Origin of the sequence: Capnocytophaga sputigena, from assembly GCF_900446695.1 — a bacterium.
Lineage (GTDB): Bacteria > Bacteroidota > Bacteroidia > Flavobacteriales > Flavobacteriaceae > Capnocytophaga > Capnocytophaga sputigena.
This window is the reverse complement of the sequence record NZ_UAVP01000011.1, coordinates 404169-424674: the sequence shown is the minus strand read 5'-3', so window position 1 is coordinate 424674 and position 20506 is coordinate 404169. Positions and strand designations below refer to the sequence as shown.

Genomic DNA, 20506 nt, shown 5'->3' with positions numbered 1-20506 from the left:
AAAAGAAAGTTATATATTTGCACATTGATTAATTGAAAAACGATAATTTAAAATAATAATGATAGAAATCTTAAAATCCCGTAGTGGTAATTGTTGTGAGCTCTGTGGAGCTACTGAAAACCTAAGTGTATATACAGTACCTCCTGCTAGAAACGAAAGTACAGATGATAGCCTTTTGGTATGTGCTACTTGCCTTAGTCAAATACAAAATCCCGATACGATGGATAGCAACCATTGGCGTTGCCTCAACGATAGTATGTGGAGCGAACACCGCCCTGTAAAGATAATGGCGTGGCGTCTCCTCAACCGACTCAAAAACGAAGGCTGGTCGCTCGACCTTTTGAATATGATGTATTTAGATGAGGATGAATTGGCTTTCGCTCAAGCCTCCGACGATCATTTAGAAGATAGCGAAAAGGTAATCCACAAAGATAGCAACGGGGCAGTACTCGCTAATGGTGATAACGTTGTACTCATCAAAGACCTGAAAGTAAAAGGCACTAGTATGACAGCTAAACAAGGTACTGTAGTGCGCAAAATCACTCTCGACCCCGAAAATGCTGAATATATAGAAGGCAAAGTTGATGGACAACAAATAGTTATCCTCACTCAATACGTGAAAAAGGCATAATATTGTATGAATTTGCATTACAAGGGGCTGTCCTAAAAGTCTAAAAATCGCTTTTGCATCATAAACTTGATAATCAATTGCTTTTAGGATCTATTATGTACGGGCGTTTTGCAAACGCCCCTCAAGAAAAACTTTTAGGACGCCTCTCTATAATATTAATAATCAATCTCTAAATCAACAAATTAATAAATGAAACAACTATTTACCATTATTGCATTATGCTTCCTTAGCTTTGGCTATGCCCAAAAAGGAATGACTTTTACTCAAACCCAAATGCCTCTGGCTACTGATAAAGATAATCCTATTACCTCATTTGTGCTACCTATAAAGCAAGGAACAGAATTAAAAGAACTCTCTTTACAATTCAAAAGTAAAAAACTCAACCTTTCAGAACTCTCTGTTTATGTAGGTGCTAACGTTAAAAGAGAACAAGCAACACTTTTTGCTAAAACTTCAAATCTCAGTTGTAATACCAAACTACAAGGAAACTTCAAAGCTACTAATGATACCCTTTTTGTTTGGGTTTCTGTTCGTACTACTCAAAAACCAGACCTCTTGCAAAAACTCTACCTGTCAAAGGTAAAACTCACCACTAATGAGACAAAAATCACGCTTAATAATGCTAAAAAAGAAGGACAGCGTTTTGCTATTGCGCTTCGTCAACGTAAACAAGACGGCATAGAATGCTACCGTATACCGGGGCTTGTAACCACTAATAAAGGTACGCTGATAGCCGTTTACGACAATCGTTACAACAACTGCAAGGATTTGCAAGAAGATATTGATGTGGGGATGAGTCGTAGTACTGATGGCGGACAAACGTGGGAACCAATGAAAAAAGTGATTGATATGGGCGAATGGGGAGGAAAACCTAACCGCCTTAATGGGGTAGGAGATCCCGCTGTTTTGGTAGATGAACAAACCAACACTATTTGGGTGATAGGCTTGTGGCAACACGGCTTAGATCCCCAAACAATGAGTTGGTGGGGCTCTAAAAGTGGAATGGCTCCTGAGGAAACAGGACAAATAGTAGTAGTAAAAAGTGAAGATGATGGTAAAACGTGGAGTGAACCTATCAATATTACCTCTCAAATCAAAAATCCCGAATGGAGACTCTTTTTCCAAGGACCTGGAAGAGGTATCTCGATGAGTAATGGTACTTTGGTGTTTGCGGGTCAGTTTAAAGATAAAGACCAAGTGCCTCATTCAACTATTATTTATAGTAAAGACCACGGCAAGACGTGGCACGTAGGTACAGGAGCCAAATCACACACTACTGAGGCGCAAGTAGTAGAACTCTCCGATGGTTCACTAATGCTCAATATGCGCGACGACCGCAATCGCTCTAATTATGAACTTTCTGATAATTATCACGGGCGTTCTGTAGCCGTTACAACCGATATGGGCAAAACGTGGGTAGAGCACAATACCTCTCGCACTGCTCTTACTGAACCTAATTGTATGGCAAGCATTATTTCTTATAAAGATAAAAAGGGAAAAAAGTATTTATTCTTCTCTAATCCTAACGATGCAAAAAATAGAATAAAAATGACTATCAAAACAAGTGATGACGATGGTAATACTTGGGATAAACTTCCCTCAGTATTATTGTATGAGCAAGCTGCTATGGGTTACTCTTGTCTTACAGTAATAGATAATAAATATATAGGTATTCTTTACGAAGGTGATGGAGATTTGTACTTCCAAAAAGTGCCAATTAAAGAATTTATAAAATAATAATAAAGATTGATATACATTTTGATATTCTTGTAATCAATCAACAAGTCACTTATTACAATATTTGCTGCCAATTCATAGTATCTTTGCTACTGTCGAATTGGCAGCCTCTTTTTATATCCAAAAACTCTAATTTTACCTTCTTTAAAAATTAAAACTAATCTTACAAAAACAGAAAAAATCTCCTCTAAAGACATCCAACTTAATAACTTTTTAAAAACTCAAAATGAAAAAAGACTTTTTCTGTATACTTATGAGTGTTACTTGTTTTAACAATAGTTTAACAAGGTTTAACCTTTATTTAAAACACTGATAAACAAATGTTTATTTTGGAAATTCTTCTTATATATTTATAAGTGTATGTAAAACTATTGTTACTCTCATAAAAAAAATATACTTTTGTAAAAATATTTATGTGTATCAATAAAAGTTCATATTACCTTATGAAAAAGTTTCTAATAGCAATCGTATGTTTTTTAACAGGATTCACTACTTATGCGCAAGAGTGTTTTGATGTACAACTAACACCTACAGCAGGGCAGTGTTTTTCAGATGCAAAGTTGAAAGTAACAGTGCAACCTAAGTCACCTATGCCTTCAGGTTGTACAGCCTCTGGGAACTATTTAGTAGAGCTTGTAAAGCCTGCTGGAGCACCAAGTGTGCAAAATATATCGGGCAATCCCGCAACTTATGAGTTTAATAGCTTACAAGCAGGTGCTTATACTGTAACAGTTAATGATGCTGTTACAGGTAGGAAAGTAGTAAAGAAAATTGCGCTTACTACTACCTACAAAACTATGAATATCAATAGTTTGCAAGTAAAAGCTCCTAGTTGTAATAGTTTGATAGATGGACAAATAGAATTTAAAATACCTTCAGGAGGTATAGGTCCTTTTCAAATAACTATCTTCAATAGTGCAGGTACAATATTAGTACCTGCTAAAACCTATACACGCCCTTCTCCTGTTACTAATTTTATTAGTATAAAAGGAGAAGCAGGCAAAGAATTGCGTTCGGGCAAGGTGACGGTTGAAATTAAGGATTTAGCCAATGGTAACCCCGACTGTGGAGATACCCAACGTATACCTGTGGATATACCTGCCGCACAAAACACTCCTGAGTGTTTCCCTATAAAAATAGGTGCCTACTATTTTAATATGGGGAACAATTGTAATTTTAACCTTCAGTTTTCATTAAATAAAACAACAGGAGGTCTTGTAACAGAAGCTCCTTATCAACACACTACTTATTTTAATGGTAAAGCAAAAATAGAGTTCCTTAATAGAGCAGCAGGTCCTATAATACCTGATTTCGAAAAAGGAATTTATAAGGTAAAAAATTATATATTCAAAAAAGGAGATAAAATACGTATTACAGTAGTAGGAGGGGTAAATACTATTACTGAAACTTATGAACTTTCTAATGATTTTTTAACACCTCCTTCTTGCAATGCTCCTACTAATGATAGAGGATTGGCAGTTGCCGATTTGTCTCAAAATGCTTGTGTGCCAGGGGGCGCTCGACTTCTTTGGGAAGTAATTACTTCTTATACTTCTCGTGAATTAACAGATCTCGTAACAAGCACTAAAAAAAATGTTTATGTAACTTTTCATAATACAGAGGGAACCTTTCCATATAATTTTACAGTAGAAAAATTAACAGGAGGTACTTGGAATACAGTCACTGGAGTAACTTGGAGTGGACAAGGAACATATCAAGAAGTTCAACGTCGAGCTACTGCCGATTTAACTGCTTCTGGACCTGGTAGATACCGTTTCCGTTATAAACACCCTAATAATTGTAGTGATATTTGCTCTCGTGAGTTTGATGCACAGCTTCCTAATACTTCTAATCCTGCAAAAGCATTAGATGATTGGCAGTTCGCTTATGGTATCTATGAAAATACAGGTACTATATTTAGGCAATTTATAGGTAGCGATAAAAATATAAGCTATCCTGTTACTATCAATTTAACACCAGCCGATGGACGTAAAGCCATTTCATTTGCTACGCGTTTGCCTTTTACTGAAACCGTTACTAAAACAATTGTTTTCCCACTTACTCTCACAAATCCTGGAACTATCAATTATTCTGGTTGGGGAGATTTACCAGCAGGTACTTACTCTCTTTCTGTTACTGATAATTGTGGTAATACTGCTACCAAAACTATAGTAATAAGTATGGTGAGAAAACTTACCGATAAACTTACTGTTAATTCTAATTGTAATAGTGGTTATGTTACCTATGATGTAGGAGAAATGTATGGAACCACTACTAATTTACAAATGATATTAAAAAGTGAGATTTCTCCTGGAGTTTACAAAGCTATCAATACTCCAGCTACTATGAGTAGGTTACCAGTTCATACTTTTTCAAACTTATCACCAGGTAATTATGCTTTGCAACTTACTCACTTATATTATCAATTACCTAATAACAAAATAGTAGATGGTAATGTAAAATCAGCTCTACAAACAAAGAAAAATACATTTGATGTATTCGATCATTATATAGAAAAACAATTTACACTGAAACCACAAGCCTCAATAGTGCCTCAACACTCATCAGCGGCTTGTAGTGCAGCAAGTGGTTCTGGTATTATTTCTGTAGATGTTACAGGACAACAAATTACTTATCCACTTACTTTTTCATTGTATAAAAAACCTAATCTTACTACACCTATAGATACTAAAACTTTCCAAGAAACAGACCCTAATAATACTTATACTGTATTTAGAAACTTACAAGATGGAAGTTATTTGGTAAGAGTAAGGCATCAATGTCAAACAGTACAATTTGATGAAGAGGTAAAAATTGATAACGTTTCTAATCCTATAGTGTCACTTAGGGCTGCCCCTTCTTGTAGAGGAGACCAAGCTATTCTTTACCTCAGTCTTTCAGACTTATTGTTTGATATCCGTTGGTATCAACTTAACTCATCAGGACAACGTACCACAAGTACTCCACTTGGTACAGGGCAAGTATTTAGTAATCCTATCTCCGAAACCACTACTTTTGAAGTAGAATATAAACTAAAAGATAATATAGGCTGTTCAGGAACTAATACTTTGATGACCAAAACCGTAACGGTTACATTACCTAAGGATACAACGCCTCCAGTAATTTCAGGTTGTCCTTCTGATATTACAGTAATAGCTGATGCTGGCAAATGTAGCAAAAAAGTATCGTGGACAGAACCTACTGCTACTGATACTTGTTATGATGCTACACGTGTAACTCGCTCTCACGCTCCTAATACTGAGTTTGGCATTGGTACTCATACCGTAGTATATACATTCTCTGATATTTATGGTAATATAAGCACTTGTACTTTCAAGGTGATTGTACAATCACGTGCTTTAGAAATGACTGTAAATGCTCGTTATACCAATAGCGCAGGGGCAACAGTAACACAACTCAATCCTAATGATGAGTTTATATACGAAATTTCTTACCAAAATACAGGTCAGAATGCTATTAGTACGGCTTCACTCACTGTGAAATTGCCTACTAATGCAAAAATAATTACTAATGGTAGCCCTAATCTAACAGGAGCTACCCAAGGAGCTATTGCCCCTGGACAAAGTTATGACCCTATAACTAAAACCTACTTATTCAATATACCGGGGGCTACTATTCCTTTAGGTGGTGCTGTTAAGGTAATCAAAATCCCAATGAAACACACTGGCGGTTGTGTAGAAGCCTCTAAACCTTGTGGTAACTACTTCACTATGGGATACCAAATGAATTATGGTAGCGTAACTCCTGGTTGTAATATAGCACCTCAAGCCAAAGAAAGAACTCATTCTATGACTATCAACACAGCGGGTTGCTCACGTCAAGAAGTGTTCTGCCCAGGTGGTACACTTAATCTTACTGCCGAACAAGGTTTTGATACTTATAAATGGTTTGTAAATGGTTCTCATCAACCAGCTTATACTACTTATCAGTATACAGGAGCTGGAACAGCTGGTACTTACAGAGTAGAGAAAACAAAAGTTTGTGATGGGGTACAAATCACTAGTGAAGAAGTGATTAATTTCCAAGCTGCTACTACAGCAACCGATCCTATCCGTTCTCAAGCGAACAATGTAGGGGTTACTTGTCCTGATAATAATATTTGGACAAGCCACTTCTATTTGTGTGATGGTAATAGCAAAACCATTAGTGTAAACTATGTGAACACTACTTTCCAATGGCAACAATGGAATGGCTCTTGTACTGAATCTTCTTCTGATTGTAGAAATTTAGAAGACCAATGTTGGTTGCCATTACACACTAATAATAGTTTCCAACTCAATACTTCAGGTAAATACCGCTTAAAAGTACAAAGTGGTAGTTGTACCAATTTCTTTTATTTTGAAGTTTTCACAGCTGGTTTAGGTGGTAATGTAGGTGATGTAATTCACCAAACTGATTTTAGCCAAGGCTCTGTAAAAGTATCAATGAATACTAGTGGTATCAGCTATAACATTCGTATATTTGATGAGAATGGTGCAGAAGTGAAAAATATCACTACTACTAGTAACGAAACCCGTATAAACGGACTTTCAAAAGGTAATTATACAGTGAAAGTAACTTCTCCTCAAGTGGTAGGTTGTGAGTTCAATGGTTCTTTTGAGATTAAAAAACTCAACAAGATGACAATGACTGCTACTTTCAAAGGATTTAAACAGTGTAATACAGCAACCTTTGAATTTAAAGCAGAAGGAGGAGAAGCTCCTTATCGTTTCTTCTTATGGACGATAGATGGTGTACAACAGCACGCTAACGAGCCTGCAGCTTTAGCCTCTACGCCTATTGCTACTCAAAGTGTAGGTGAAAGTTCTAAAACTATAGATGTGCCTAATATCACCCAAATAGGAGAATATGTATTCTTAGTAGGTGATGTGCGTAATGGTGCATTTGCACTTTCTAATAAGGTGATGGTTACACCACCAGATCCTCATAAATTTACCGTATCGGCAACTGCCGAGATTGCTTGTGCAACCCAATCTAATACAGGAATTATCAATACTATATTCGATATTCCTAACCAAAAACGCAAAGTGAGCCTCTATACTCTTGATGCTAATGGCAATCGATTGCCAAACCCACGTACAAGTCCAGGAGGTCTTTTTACAGGCTTAACGGCAGGTACTTACGAGATATTTATAGAAGCCCAAGTAGGGGTTACAACTTGTACTTATAGCAAGAAACCAATTGTAATTAAACCTACTCAAAATCCATTACAAGGTTTTGCTTCTATAGTAGCCGATAAATCTTGTGATACTAATAATCCTAAACAATATAAAGTAGCTGTAGCTAATATGTCAGGAGGAACTGCTCCTTACCGTTATAGTTTCGATGGTGGAGCTAGTTTTGGAACAACTGCTATAGGATATATGGGAGGCTCTGGTAATGTATTAGTAGAAGATAGCAAAGGCTGTCGCATAACATTACCTATTAAGGTAGCTCCTGAGGTAATTCCTTCAGTAGGAATAAGCTCTATTACCTATCGTTGTGATAGTGGTAATGGGGTAGTAACCCTTACAATTTCAGCTACAGTTTCTCAAACTTATGAATATAGCATTGATGGTGAAACTCCACAAACTATCAATGGTACTACTGTAATGCGTGAACTCACCCCAGGAGTACACTCTCTTACAGTATACTACAAAACTGTAGTTACCGATACTACTACCAATGTGCTCTTTAGAGAAGATTTTGGTACAGGTAATGACGAATGTCTCTCTGGTGCTAACACAGCTTTCACTTGTGCAACTACTGGAACTCTTTCAGATGGTAACTATATCCTCACCAAAGCAGTAACCCTCCAATCTGGTTGGGTAACAACTCCTCCTGCCGACGCTTCAGGCGGTCGCTATATGGCGATAGCAGGTAGTGGAGGTAATGAAATGGTATATGAAAAACGTTTGAATGGACTAGAAGTGAATAAACCTCTTACTGTGAGTTTAGATGCGATGAGTCTAATCCCTACAGCAGGAGTAGCACCGCGTTTCAATGTAGAAATTCGCAAGAGTGATGGCTCTCTATTAGTTAGTAGATATGCAGGTACTGCTGCTAATGGAGCTGGTTGGACAACTCTAAAAGCTGATTTTTCAGCTGCCGAAATAACTGGATTTAGTGATAACCAACTTATCATTAGAATTATAAATATAGCAGTCAATACCTATAATAATTTAGGTAACGATTATGTAATTGATAATATAACAGTATTCCAGCAACCTAAAGTTTGTGGTAATAGCATTACTCAACTCATCAATATAGAAGCTAATAAGCAAATGCGTATTGAAAAATATGGAGCTGAGAAGAATGTAAGCTGTTATGGTAGCCACGATGGTGCTATAGGTATAAGGGTAGTGAATCCAGTTTCTAACCAAGTGAAATATACTATTGATCCTTATCAAACTACTTGGACTACCACTACACTCAATGCTCAAGGAGTCTTTACCATCACAGGTCTTTCAGCTACCCAAAATGGTGTAGTTACTGTACAAGATGCAACTCAAAATTCTTGTGTAGTATCACTTGCTGGAGGTTATAAAATAGGTGAACCTAGTGTAATTACTCCTACTGTAGTAGTAACCGATAAAGCTACTTGTTTCAATAATCAGAAAGCAAAAGTGAGAGTTTCGGCTACGGGGGGTACTCCTAATTATCGTTTCCAAGTAGGGCTTGTAACAGGTACACTTAGTGCAATGTCAGCTCCTTCTATCAATCCAGTAGAGTTCCCTAACCTTTCACCTGGTACTTATAGTTTAGTAGTAACCGATAACAATAATTGTACTACCCAAACTACTTTTGAGATTGTAGCTCCAACTACTATTTCAGCTACTGCCGAACCTGCTTCTTATTGCTATCAATTTGGTGATGCCAAATATGTATTGATTAATGTCTTGAGCGGTAATGGTAATTACAAAGTACAAAAACAAGGTAGTACAAGTGTTTATGCTTTCTCTTCAGGTAGCTTTACTTATCCTGAAGAAGTAGCTTCTGGCACTCACACCTTTACAATTACCGATGGCTATGGTTGTGCTACAACTGTAAGCACTAAAGTATTTGATGCTCTTAGCTTGCAAGTATCGCCTACTCATCAACAGTACGCTGATTGTAAAGGAGGAAGCGTAACCTATACCCTTACAGCAAAAGGTGGTGACCTAGCAGCTATCAAAACCTTTAGAGTGAGCACTGATAATGGAGCTACCTATACTACAATAGGTACAGCTGTAAGTCAAATACCTTATTCTACAAATGCAACAACTAATACTGATTTCAAATTCCAAGTGCTTTACTATCCTGATGGTAGTGAGTGTAAGGCAGAACAGTATGTAACTTTGCGCAGTGATCCTCCGCGTTTGCTTGTAGGAACACTCACTGTTACAGCAGCTACTTGTGGTCGTGCTAATGGAACTTTACAGCTATCTCCATCCGATTATTATGTAGAAACGTCTTCATACACTGTACAAGTACTTGATGCTGCTAATGCAGTACATACAATGACGGCTTTAGCTCCTGGAGTTTATACTCTCAAAATCACTGATGACAGAGGTTGTGTGTTTACACAAAACTTTACAGTAAATGGCGAGCCTCAACTTACAGCTACAGTTACAGTTACCAAGCAAATTAGCTGTAACTCTTCTACTGCCGATTTAGCAGTGAAATTGATTACAGGTGGTAAAGCCCCTTATACTATTAAAGTAGAAAATACAACTCATAACACTACACAAAGTGTAACTCATAATAGTCAGGCAGCTAATACTACATTGCCATTTACAGGATTGAACTATGGTAACTACAATATTACTATTGTCGATGCTAATGGTTGTGAAACTCACTTGCAAACAGTGGTGAATGCAAATACTACCTCTATTACGGTACGTTATGATACACCTACAGCTTGTAGTATTACCCATAATGCTTACGTGAAAGCAGCAGGTACAGCCTCATTCACTACTACTGCCAATGCTTACTTTGCGGTATATCGTACAGGTATCCAAAACCCAATAGCTCCTTGGACGCCTACTAAGGTAGTTCCTAATAGTACAGGAGGTAATGATACTTGGTATAAAGGTAGCCCAGTAGCAGGTGGAGTAGAGGCTAATGTACCTAACCTTACTCCAGGAGTGCGTTATACCTTTGTAGTATACAATGCTGATACAGGTTGCCGTTATACACACGAGGCTACTGTACCAGTGCCTACACAGTCTACTTTGGCAGTAACTTTATCTCAAACGCCTACAACCTCTTGTGCTGGGGCTAATGATGGTAAAGTAAATTATACCCTTAGTGGCTGGCAAGCTGGTAGTACTATTACTTGGAAGATATACAATAATAATACTCATCAGCAAGCAGATGCAGGTACAGCGGCAGCAGTAGCTACACAGCAAACCGCTGGAAGTTCTTTGCCTGCAGGTCATTACTATATCGTATTTACCGAAAGCCCAAGCAATTGTACACAAGCTCTTCACTTCGAAGTGAAAAAATCTCGTTTGCAAATGCAGATATCTGCAACAGCTACTCAAAAAGCTTCTTGTAATATTTTGGGTGAAGCGTGGTTGAATATCACAGGAGGTACAGCTACTTACACTTATGGTTATGTAGTTTCAGGAGGAGCAGCTCCATCTGTAATGACTCGTACTATTCAGGCTTCAGATTATATCAAATTACCTGCGGGTACTTGGGATGTATATGTACGCGATGCCTATGGTTGCTTGCAATCTGCTACGGTTACCATAGGGGCTTTTGATACCCCTCATATTGATAATGTTGCCACATTGTCTTGTCAAGCATATAACAACCATAATGGTAAAGTCCCTGTGAAGGTGACTCTTGATAAGATAGGTCAAGGGGCACACTACTATAGCTTAGATGGCAGTGCCGAAAGAGTGATTGTTTGGACGATAGCTAACCAAGCGTTTGAGGTAGAAGTAGATCCTATTATAACACATACTATTACAGTAAAAGATGTAAATGGTTGTGTAACTACAGCTACTTTCAGTACTACAGCTATTATCACCGCTTCGGCTACACTTAGCAAAGTCAAAACTTGTGCAACCCCTACAGCTGCTATCAGTGTAACTGTAGCTGGAGGAACAGGTACTTATAGCTATACTTTAGAACATATAGACAATGGTAGTATAGCTGGACAAATCATTGTTCAAAATCAAGCATTGTCAGCAGGAACTACTACCATTACAATTCCAGCACCAGCCGATGAAGGTGTTTACCGCATTACTATCTATGATGCCGAAACAGAAAGTTGTCCTATAGTAAAAGAAGTAACCCTTCCTGCTCCTGTATTGCCTAATATAGATAATTTAGTAGTACAATCTTATCACGAAAAATGTAATTTAGGTCTTACAGCTACCGGTACTGGTGTTATAGAGGTTGCAATGCCTACTGATAGTGATAGTTACACATTCCGTATCCTTAGTGCTACCGATCGTACTACGGGAGCAGCAGTTCCATTCACAGCTACGCCAAGCTCTGCAGGAACTCACAATGCTACCTTCACTCAGTTGCACGGTACTCCTATAGGAGTATTATATGTATTGCAACTTACAGTAAACTCAACAGGTTGTATAGCTAATTTCACAGCTGAAATCACCTCTCCAGAGCCATTAGAATTACAAGCGGGAGTAATTACCGTGACTCAATATGTATGTGAGGGCACCAATGGATTATCAACGCCTAAAGTAAGTGTAGATACGAGCAAGATACGCGGAGGTATACCACCATATACAATAGAGTTCTTTGATAATGGCGGCAATAGTTTAGGAAATGGTACAGAATATACCCTTCCGAACTTGAATGGAGGCACTTTCTATGCTACAGTAAAAGATGCTTCAGGCACTTGTGCAACAAGTACAACAAGCGTAACAGTAGCACCAGCCTTCGAGTTGCAAACTCTAAGTATTACCACAACAACATCAGCTACTTGTGTGGTAGACGAGGTGATAAATATCAGTGTAACAGCTACACCTACATATATAGCAGGTACACCATTGCGTTATGTGATAAAAGGAACAGATAATGCCTTTGCAACTATTACCACAACAACAGCAACCAGCTTGAGTTTGACCCTCACAGGTTCACAAAACTTGGCAGGTTCGAACTATACGATAGAGGTCTTCAATGAGAAGACAGGCTGTAGTATTACGGGAGTTTATACTGTAAAAGATGCTAATACATTTGAGATGACCTCTCATAACCCAGTAAGAGCTGTTTGTCATAACGATAATGGTAGCATTGCGATAACCTTAGTAGATAAAGATCTTTCTAATGGCGACCAATCAACAGCAGGCTTTACATATACTGTTACAGCAGTAAGTGGCGGAGCGACAACTACGGGTACAGTATCGGGTAATACCACAACACTTACCCTAGTGGGAGGCTCTTACGATATTGAAGCAATATCAAATGCTACAGGTTGTAAGGTAGCTAAACATCGTTTTGTAGTTCCATCAAACCCAGCCGAGATAAAAGTGATTTATGTATCACAAAAAGTATCGGTAGACTGTAATAATGAAAATGGGGTTGTAGCCCTTACAGTCATCGGAGGTCAACAAGTTTATACAGTAACCCTTACAGATCCAACAACAGGAAATGTATATACCAAACCAGATATTCCAGAAGGCTCACCAGGAGTAGAAATCACACAAGTGAAAGCGGGTAATTATAATATTACCGTAATAGACGCTTTAGGTTGTACAACAGCTACTGGAACCCTTAGTGTAACAGTAGCCCCATATAATGCTATCAATACAGCGAGCATTACTGTAGCGACAACTTCTATTACTTGTATCGATGCTAAAGATGGAAAACTCAAAGTGTCAGGAGTAACTGGAGGTGCACCACCTTATAACTATACGTTAGTGAGAACTTCAGCAACAGGTAGTGATTTGCCAAAAATAAATACTACTGATAGCGAAGCGACATTTACAGGTATAGAACCAGGAACTTATCGAGTAGATATTTATGATGCACAAAACTGTTCAGTTACAGTGTCAGGAAGCTATACCTTTGTAAATCCATCGCCTATCACTGCTGATATAAACACACTCAATTCTACGTTTGTAACTTGTAAAGGAAGTGATAGTGGTAAGGTAGAAATTACAAATATAGCAGGAGGTACACCTACTTATACCCTTACAATAATTAGAGCCGACAACAGACAAAAGGTAACTCCTGAAGTAGAAACCACAGGAACAAGTCATACTTTCAATGATTTAGGTCCAAGTCCTAAGGATAGTTACTATCAAGTTGTAATAAAAGATGCTAATGATTGTACAATGACTAAGACTTTGACCTTCACAGTGGAAGAGTTACCAGATGTTAGTATCAACGAATTTAAATACTATGGTACTTGTCAAGCGAACTCAAATAGTTATGTAGATTATTTAGAGGTACATTTCAACAATCCATCACCAGACTATAGTAAGATTACTTATAGTTTGAATGGAGGGGCATCAGCAACATTCACACGTACAGTAGGTAATATAGCTTATATTGATAATTTCAACAGAGGTTCAGTTACCCAAACGGTAGAAGTAACTTATACAATAGTTTCATCTATTCCAGGAATGACAGGCAGTTGTAGTGCTTCCGAAACAATCACAATTGATCCTTACACACCGCTTACTGTTACACGAGTAACGACCAATACAACTCTAAACACTTTAGAGGTCTTGGCACAAGGAGGTAGAACGAATAACTTTAGAGGTTATACATACTACTTCAATGAGGTAAGTAAGGGAGATAATCCGGTGTACAAAGTCAACCATAATGATCCTGAAAAAGAAATTGGAGGACGTCGTTACAAGGTAGTGAATGTACGTGTAGAAGATGCCGAAGGTTGTACTGTTACAGCGACTTACGAGGTAGAGTACTTTGATATAGAAGTTCCTAATTACTTTACACCTAATGGAGATGGAGAAAATGAGGTATGGAAGCCTAAGTATTTAGACAATAATGTAAATGCCCGTATCTACATATTCGATCGTTATGGTCGTCGATTAGTGGTGTTAGAATCAGGTCAAGGTTGGGACGGTACTTACGAAAAACGTCCAATGCCATCAGGAGACTACTGGTATATCATCGAAATCAACGATCAGTTGTACGACAAACGTGAGTTCTATGGTAACTTTACTTTGTTCAGATAATAAAGCAAACTGATAAAATAATGAGAGAGCTATTCACTAGAGTAGCTCTCTTGTTATTATTTCATAATTTGTATTTCGTAATTCGTAATTCGTAATTATTTTGTATTTTTGCCCCCAAAATGATTTTTATTATGACGGAACACGAGCTGCTAAAAGCCCGTTGGGAGGAAATTGTACAACGCCTCTCCGATACTTTTACAGAGGGTGAAACTCTAAATGTCGATGGTATCATCTACCTCATTGGAGTTCAAGAACTCGGACAAATAGGTCGCCCTTATGCCAAAGATGAAAAAGTAGACCTAATGCACATTGCTATTTGCAAACTCTTAGAACCCTTTGGTTATTATAAATATGAATTTACTGACCCTGATGGTTGGCCTCATTATAGTTTAGTACAAGAGCTACCAGCTCTCAAACCTGGAGAACAAACTATATTGATGAAAAAAGCCATCGTCCAATACTTTTTGGATAGAGACTTTTTTTCTAACAACTAATGACTAAACGCTAACAACTAAATGAAAAAAGTAGCATTCTATACTTTGGGTTGTAAACTCAACTTTGCCGAAACCTCTACTATCGCACGTAGCTTTGAAGAGGATGGCTATATTCGTGTTGATTTCGATGACCCTGCCGATATATATGTGATTAACACCTGCTCAGTTACCGAAAACGCAGATAAACAATTTAAACAAATTGTACGCAAAGCACTGAAAACAAACCCTAAGGCATTCTTGGCGGCAGTAGGTTGTTATGCTCAATTAAAACCAGAAGAACTCGCTTCAGTAGACGGGGTGGACTTGGTATTAGGTGCCAAAGAAAAGTTCAATATCACTCAATATATTGATGACCTCACCAAAAACAACGAAGGTATCGTACACTCCTGCGAAATTTCCGAAACCGATTTCTATGTCGGAAGCTACTCCATTGGCGACCGCACAAGGGCTTTCCTTAAAGTGCAAGATGGTTGCGACTACAAATGCACTTATTGTACTATCCCAATGGCACGTGGTATTTCACGAAGTGATACCATCGAAAATATATTGAGCAACGCTAAAAAAATATCTGATAAAGGTATCAAAGAAATAGTGCTTACGGGGGTGAATATAGGCGATTACGGCAAAGGTGAATTTGGTAATAAAAAACACGAACACACCTTTTTAGAATTAGTGCAGGCTCTTGATAAGGTCGAAGGTATCGAACGCCTGCGCATTTCCTCTATTGAACCCAATCTTATCAAAGATGAAACTATCGACTTCATAGCACAGTCTAAAAGTTTTGTACCTCACTTTCATATCCCATTACAGAGTGGAAGTAACGAAATCCTCAAAAAGATGAAACGCCGCTATTTGCGTGAACTCTATGTAAGTAGGGTAGCTAAAATACGTGAAGTGATGCCTGATGCTTGCATCGGGGTAGATGTGATTGTAGGTTTCCCTGGCGAAACTGATGAACATTTCTTAGAAACCTATCATTTTCTAAACGAATTAGATATTTCTTACTTGCACGTATTTACTTATTCCGAGCGTGACAATACTGAAGCTGTACTTATGGAGGGGGTAGTCCCTGATGCCGTACGTGCTAAACGCAGCAAAATGTTACGCGGATTGTCAGTTAAGAAACGCAATGCTTTTTATGAGAGTCAGTTAGGTAAAGAAAAAACAGTCCTTTTCGAGAGCGACAACAAGCAGGGATATATTCACGGGTTTACTGAGAATTATGTAAAGGTAAAAGCTCCTTGGGATCCTGCTTTAGTGAATACCCTCCACAAAGTAAAACTTACCAAAATAGATGTAGACGGAATGGTGCGCTTTGAGTTTGTATAAGTAGAACAAAGAAAATTAGAAATAATAAAACAACAATGGTACACTATAAAACAGAATTAATGTTAGAATTCCCTGGGTTTGTACTCTTCGATCCAGTAGTACTACAAGAGTTCCTACTCGAAAAAGGTATAGAAGATGACGATTTACTGAAATATTTCATCAATAATCCTACTATAGGTGAGGAAAGTATCCAACGAGGAATATTACTACCTATCTATAATATAGAGCCTTTTGATTATGAAATACTCATAAACACAACTGCCAAAAGTGAAATTCCTACCGAATGGGTAGTTTTCAAAAATGAAGTCTCATTACCTCTACAAGTAAAAAGCGGAAGATTAGCTGTGGAAGATATCTTTATGATAATGAGTTGGGATTACGAAAGTAATTATTCCGATTTTGCTAATGAAAAGAGCCTAAATCCTCAACTCGCTGTAGAAGGTGTAGAATTAAATGGAGACACAGGAGATAGATTTGATATTCCAGCAGGTAATTACGGGGTAAAAGTATTAGGCTTCTTAGATGTAAATGAACCTGATATTTTTGAGAGTAAGTGTGGCTATGAATTGTTTTTTGAAAAGATGGATACTTTGCCTATAATTCCTGAAAATATAGATGTAGATAAGTTGGATTATAAAGTAAAAGTAATATCTGAAAGATGAAAATCCTTTTAACAATTACCCTATCTCTACTGCTTTTTTCCTGCAATAACTCTGTGATTAGCTTCAAAAAATCTTGCAATGCCGAAACAGCAAAGCAAACAGTTGCCGAATTAGCAGAAGTAAAAGCTAAAATAAAGCAATTAGAAACACTTATAGGAAATAATCCTACTTATTGGGTGCAGGATAGTATACAAAGAGATAACAAAACCTATTATCGTTTGCGATTGCTTAACAAATTGTCGTATACCGATGTGCATCTCTATACTTTTGCAGTGCCAAAAGATGATTGTAAACAAGTGTTTTGGGAACAAAAAAAAGGGACTCTATTGCCTTATGCCGAAATCGAAAAACAAACGAAACAAGCAATAACTCAACAGAAACAATTTCCCGCTTTTTTTAAACAATTCATTACAGATATAGCTTTCAGACAACAACACTTAGCTGAACCTCTCTTGCGCTTATTGAGGCAGAAAGATGGCAGTGTACTTCTTACCGAAGAAGAACTCCTTACCGATGAGTTCAACGAATTGCAAACATATAACTTTAGTTATTATCCTGATAGTGTGTTGTGTGAAAATACTGAAAAATCAATGACACTCGTCTTTATTCCTATAGGAAACACTTGGAAACTTACTCAAATTTGGCATTAAAATGGATGATTTGATTCAATTTTTATCACAAATCGACCAGATTTATCTCTGGGATTTAATCGGAACGGCTGTCTTTGGCGTTTCTGGTGTATTAGTAGGCTTAGAACGCCGTATGGATATCTTTGGAATGCTCATCTTAGCCTTTGTAACAGGGGTAGGAGGGGGGACTCTCCGCGATATTATGATAGGTAGTGTACCCGTATTTTGGATGAATAACCTCACTTATATATTGATGATTGTCATTAGTGTAGTGATTACTATTCTCTTTAAAAAACAGTTCTCAGAACACTGGAGCAAATCGCTAATGTTGTTTGATACCATTGGGCTGGGGGTTTTTACTATCATTGGTATAGAAAAAGCCCTGCGTTTTGGCTTATCGCCTACCATCGCTATTATTTTAGGTACAATGACGGGTAGTTTTGGAGGAGTGATACGAGATATATTAGCTAACAAATTGCCAGCCCTCTTTCATAAAGAAATTTATGCAACTGCTTGTATTGCAGGAGGTACAGTCTATTTTCTTATTGATGATTTCGTCAATCATAATTTAGTAGTGTTCATCACTATAATAGTAGTGATTTCTGTCCGATTGCTCTCGGTGAAATATCATTGGGAATTGCCAAAATTCTAATTCCTAATTCCTAATTTCTAAAAAAATACATAAAACCTTGTGTATATAAACATTTTGTACTACCTTTGCAAATTGAAATTTTAGATTAAATATTTTTAAAAATGAATATTAACAGAGAGCAAGTAGATGCTTTAAATGCTGTCATTAAGATAGCAATTGAAAAAAACGACTACGCCGATAAAGTAGAGAAAGTACTAAACGATTACAGAAAAACCGCTTCTATCCCTGGATTTAGAAAAGGTCACGTGCCTGCGGGAATGATTAAAAGACAGTACGGTAAAGCTGTGAAGTTCGACGAGATCAACCGTGTGTTGCAAGACTCGTTGTATAAATATATAAACGACGAAAAACTCAATATCTTGGGTAATCCACTACCTAAAGAAAAACAAGATATCAACATAGATGCCGACGATTTTACTTTTGAGTTCGAAATTGGCTTAACTCCTACTATCGAAGTGAATTTAAAACCTAAAAAAGCTATAGTTCGCTATGAAATAGAAGTAGCCGATGACCAAATCGATAAACAAGTAGAACGTATCCAAAAACAATTTGGTAAACTCGTTGCTAAAGGTGAAGTAATCAATGATGATAGCCTTGAAATTACAGGTACTTTCTTCAACGAAGAAAAATCTATCGATTCTCAAGCTACTTTCACTTTAGAAGAACTTAGTGATGCTGCACGCAAAGAGTTCATCGGTAAAAAAATAGGAGACCAATTCCAATTGCAAACTAAAGGTTTGTTCAAAGATGTTCATAGTCTAATGCACTACCTCAAAGTATCTCACGATGAGGCTCACCACTTGGAGGTGGAAGTTACTTTCACTTTGGAAGAGGTAAACGAACGTCAAGGTGCTGCTTTAGATCAAGAATTGTTCGACAAACTCTTCCCTGATGGAAGTGTAACTACTGAGCAACAATTGCGTGACAAAATAAAAGAAGGCGCTCAACACCAATACAACGAGCAAGCCGACCAGCATTTCCTCAACACAGTTACCGATTATTTAGTAGATAATACTAAATTTGACCTCCCTGAAACTTTCCTTAAAAAATGGTTACGTACAGCAGGTGAAAAAGAACTTACTGAACAAGAAGCTGAGGAAGAGTACAGCCGTTCAGAAAAAGGTTTGCGCTACCAGCTTATAGAAGGTAAAGTATTGGAGGAAAATAACTTACATCCTAAGTTCGAAGAGTTGAAAGATTTTGCTCGTGATTATATCAAAGGTCAATTAGCGCAATATGGTATGCCTACTGATGACGATAGCTATGTAGATGGTATCGTTGATCGCGTATTGCAAAACCGTGAAGAAGTACAACGTATTCAGCAACAATTAGTATTTAAAAAACTCATCGACTTCTACAAAGAAAATGTTAAAACAGAAGTTAAAAAAGTAACTTTTGATGAGTTTGTAAAAGTAGCTTTCCCTGAATAGTAATTTTTACAAAATACTATAAACCAGTCCAAAATTGCTAATGATAAATACTATTTTGTATCTTAATTTAGCAATTTTGGACTACATTTATTAAAAGATGAAACAAGAAATTCTCAACCGAATACAAGCTCTTGGAGGTGATATTAGCAAGGTAAAAGGTACTTCATTAGCCGATGACCTATTAGCTATTACCTTCAATACAGTGCTTTATCCCAAGCCTCAGGATACTCCTTGGGCAAAAGCCGATGAAAAAGAACCTATTTATGGATTAGGTGAATGGGTAGACGCTAATATTAAACTTTACCAAACTGATAAAAAGGCTTTCTATGATCAAATGATTGCTGAGTTTTATCAACTTACGGAAAAACCTTACGGACAACACTTTTGGACAGCGCGTCTCTTTACCCCCTTCAAAGAAGGTACTGAGGATTATGAAGAGTGGTATGATGATTTTTCTGATGATGAATTTACAGATCTTACAGAAATCGTTGAAGTTACAGGCGACGAGACTCCTGATCTTATACAATTGTTTTATACCTCTGGCTATCCTGACCATATATACATAGCCTTAAGTGACCCCAATCCTGAAAATCCCACCCTTTTTGGTACCGATCACGAGGTATTTTTTGGAGAAATAGATAATATGGGTTCTTTGGAAGACTATCTCAATACTCTGATGACCCCAGAGGAACTTATCAATATTGTAGAAAAAGCATTAGTGGATTATAAATCTTAATTATCACAATACTAATGGCTAACAAACTAACAACTAATAACT

General features: G+C 37.4%; 10 protein-coding genes. All 10 read left to right on the top strand.

Annotated features, from left to right (window positions below; genetic code table 11):
* Window positions 1-58: 58 nt before the first annotated feature.
* The 10 genes from DR017_RS13940 to DR017_RS13895 all read left to right on the top strand — a co-directional run bounded on the left by DR017_RS13940 (window position 59) and on the right by DR017_RS13895 (window position 20464).
* A complete protein-coding gene (locus DR017_RS13940; RefSeq protein WP_002681840.1) occupies window positions 59-631 on the top strand; it encodes a PhnA domain-containing protein in 573 nt (190 codons plus the stop codon).
* 189 nt (window positions 632-820) lie between these two features.
* On the top strand, window positions 821-2368 hold the full coding sequence (locus tag DR017_RS13935; protein WP_002681834.1) for a sialidase family protein: 1548 nt from the start codon (window positions 821-823) through the stop codon (window positions 2366-2368).
* A gap of 443 nt (window positions 2369-2811) precedes the next feature.
* Window positions 2812-14532 (top strand): T9SS type B sorting domain-containing protein, encoded by an 11721-nt coding sequence (locus DR017_RS13930; protein ID WP_095909139.1) that lies wholly within the window; start codon window positions 2812-2814, stop codon window positions 14530-14532.
* A 131-nt stretch (window positions 14533-14663) separates the two neighbouring features.
* Window positions 14664-15026, top strand: coding sequence for a hypothetical protein (locus DR017_RS13925; RefSeq protein ID WP_040361042.1), 363 nt, complete (start codon window positions 14664-14666; stop codon window positions 15024-15026).
* A gap of 21 nt (window positions 15027-15047) precedes the next feature.
* Window positions 15048-16355 carry a tRNA (N(6)-L-threonylcarbamoyladenosine(37)-C(2))-methylthiotransferase MtaB gene (gene mtaB, locus DR017_RS13920; protein WP_002678758.1) on the top strand — a complete coding sequence of 436 codons (1308 nt, stop codon included), beginning with the start codon at window positions 15048-15050 and terminating at the stop codon, window positions 16353-16355.
* Window positions 16356-16390: 35 nt separating this feature from the next.
* Window positions 16391-17017, top strand: coding sequence for a hypothetical protein (locus tag DR017_RS13915; protein WP_040361040.1), 627 nt, complete (start codon window positions 16391-16393; stop codon window positions 17015-17017).
* Window positions 17014-17667, top strand: a complete 654-nt coding sequence (locus DR017_RS13910; protein WP_002678699.1) for a hypothetical protein — start codon at window positions 17014-17016, stop codon at window positions 17665-17667. The genes DR017_RS13915 and DR017_RS13910 overlap by 4 nt, the downstream gene beginning before the upstream one ends.
* Before the next feature lies 1 nt (window position 17668).
* Window positions 17669-18298: a trimeric intracellular cation channel family protein gene (locus DR017_RS13905; protein WP_002678899.1), complete on the top strand. Its 630-nt coding sequence runs from the start codon at window positions 17669-17671 to the stop codon at window positions 18296-18298.
* Window positions 18299-18399: 101 nt separating this feature from the next.
* Window positions 18400-19728, top strand: coding sequence for a trigger factor (gene tig, locus DR017_RS13900; protein WP_002678878.1), 1329 nt, complete (start codon window positions 18400-18402; stop codon window positions 19726-19728).
* Window positions 19729-19825: 97 nt separating this feature from the next.
* Window positions 19826-20464 carry a hypothetical protein gene (locus DR017_RS13895; protein ID WP_002678744.1) on the top strand — a complete coding sequence of 213 codons (639 nt, stop codon included), beginning with the start codon at window positions 19826-19828 and terminating at the stop codon, window positions 20462-20464.
* Window positions 20465-20506: the final 42 nt, after the last annotated feature.

Bases quoted from the DNA above. Each gene is read 5' to 3' on its own strand.
- DR017_RS13910 (WP_002678699.1), top strand. From the start codon at position 17,014: ATGAAAATCCTTTTAACAATTACCCTATCTCTACTGCTTTTTTCCTGC.
- DR017_RS13940 (WP_002681840.1), top strand. From the start codon at position 59: ATGATAGAAATCTTAAAATCCCGTAGTGGTAATTGTTGTGAGCTCTGT.
- DR017_RS13935 (WP_002681834.1), top strand. From the start codon at position 821: ATGAAACAACTATTTACCATTATTGCATTATGCTTCCTTAGCTTTGGC.
- tig (WP_002678878.1), top strand. From the start codon at position 18,400: ATGAATATTAACAGAGAGCAAGTAGATGCTTTAAATGCTGTCATTAAG.
- DR017_RS13925 (WP_040361042.1), top strand. From the start codon at position 14,664: ATGACGGAACACGAGCTGCTAAAAGCCCGTTGGGAGGAAATTGTACAA.
- mtaB (WP_002678758.1), top strand. From the start codon at position 15,048: ATGAAAAAAGTAGCATTCTATACTTTGGGTTGTAAACTCAACTTTGCC.
- DR017_RS13915 (WP_040361040.1), top strand. From the start codon at position 16,391: ATGGTACACTATAAAACAGAATTAATGTTAGAATTCCCTGGGTTTGTA.
- DR017_RS13905 (WP_002678899.1), top strand. From the start codon at position 17,669: ATGGATGATTTGATTCAATTTTTATCACAAATCGACCAGATTTATCTC.
- DR017_RS13895 (WP_002678744.1), top strand. From the start codon at position 19,826: ATGAAACAAGAAATTCTCAACCGAATACAAGCTCTTGGAGGTGATATT.
- DR017_RS13930 (WP_095909139.1), top strand. From the start codon at position 2,812: ATGAAAAAGTTTCTAATAGCAATCGTATGTTTTTTAACAGGATTCACT.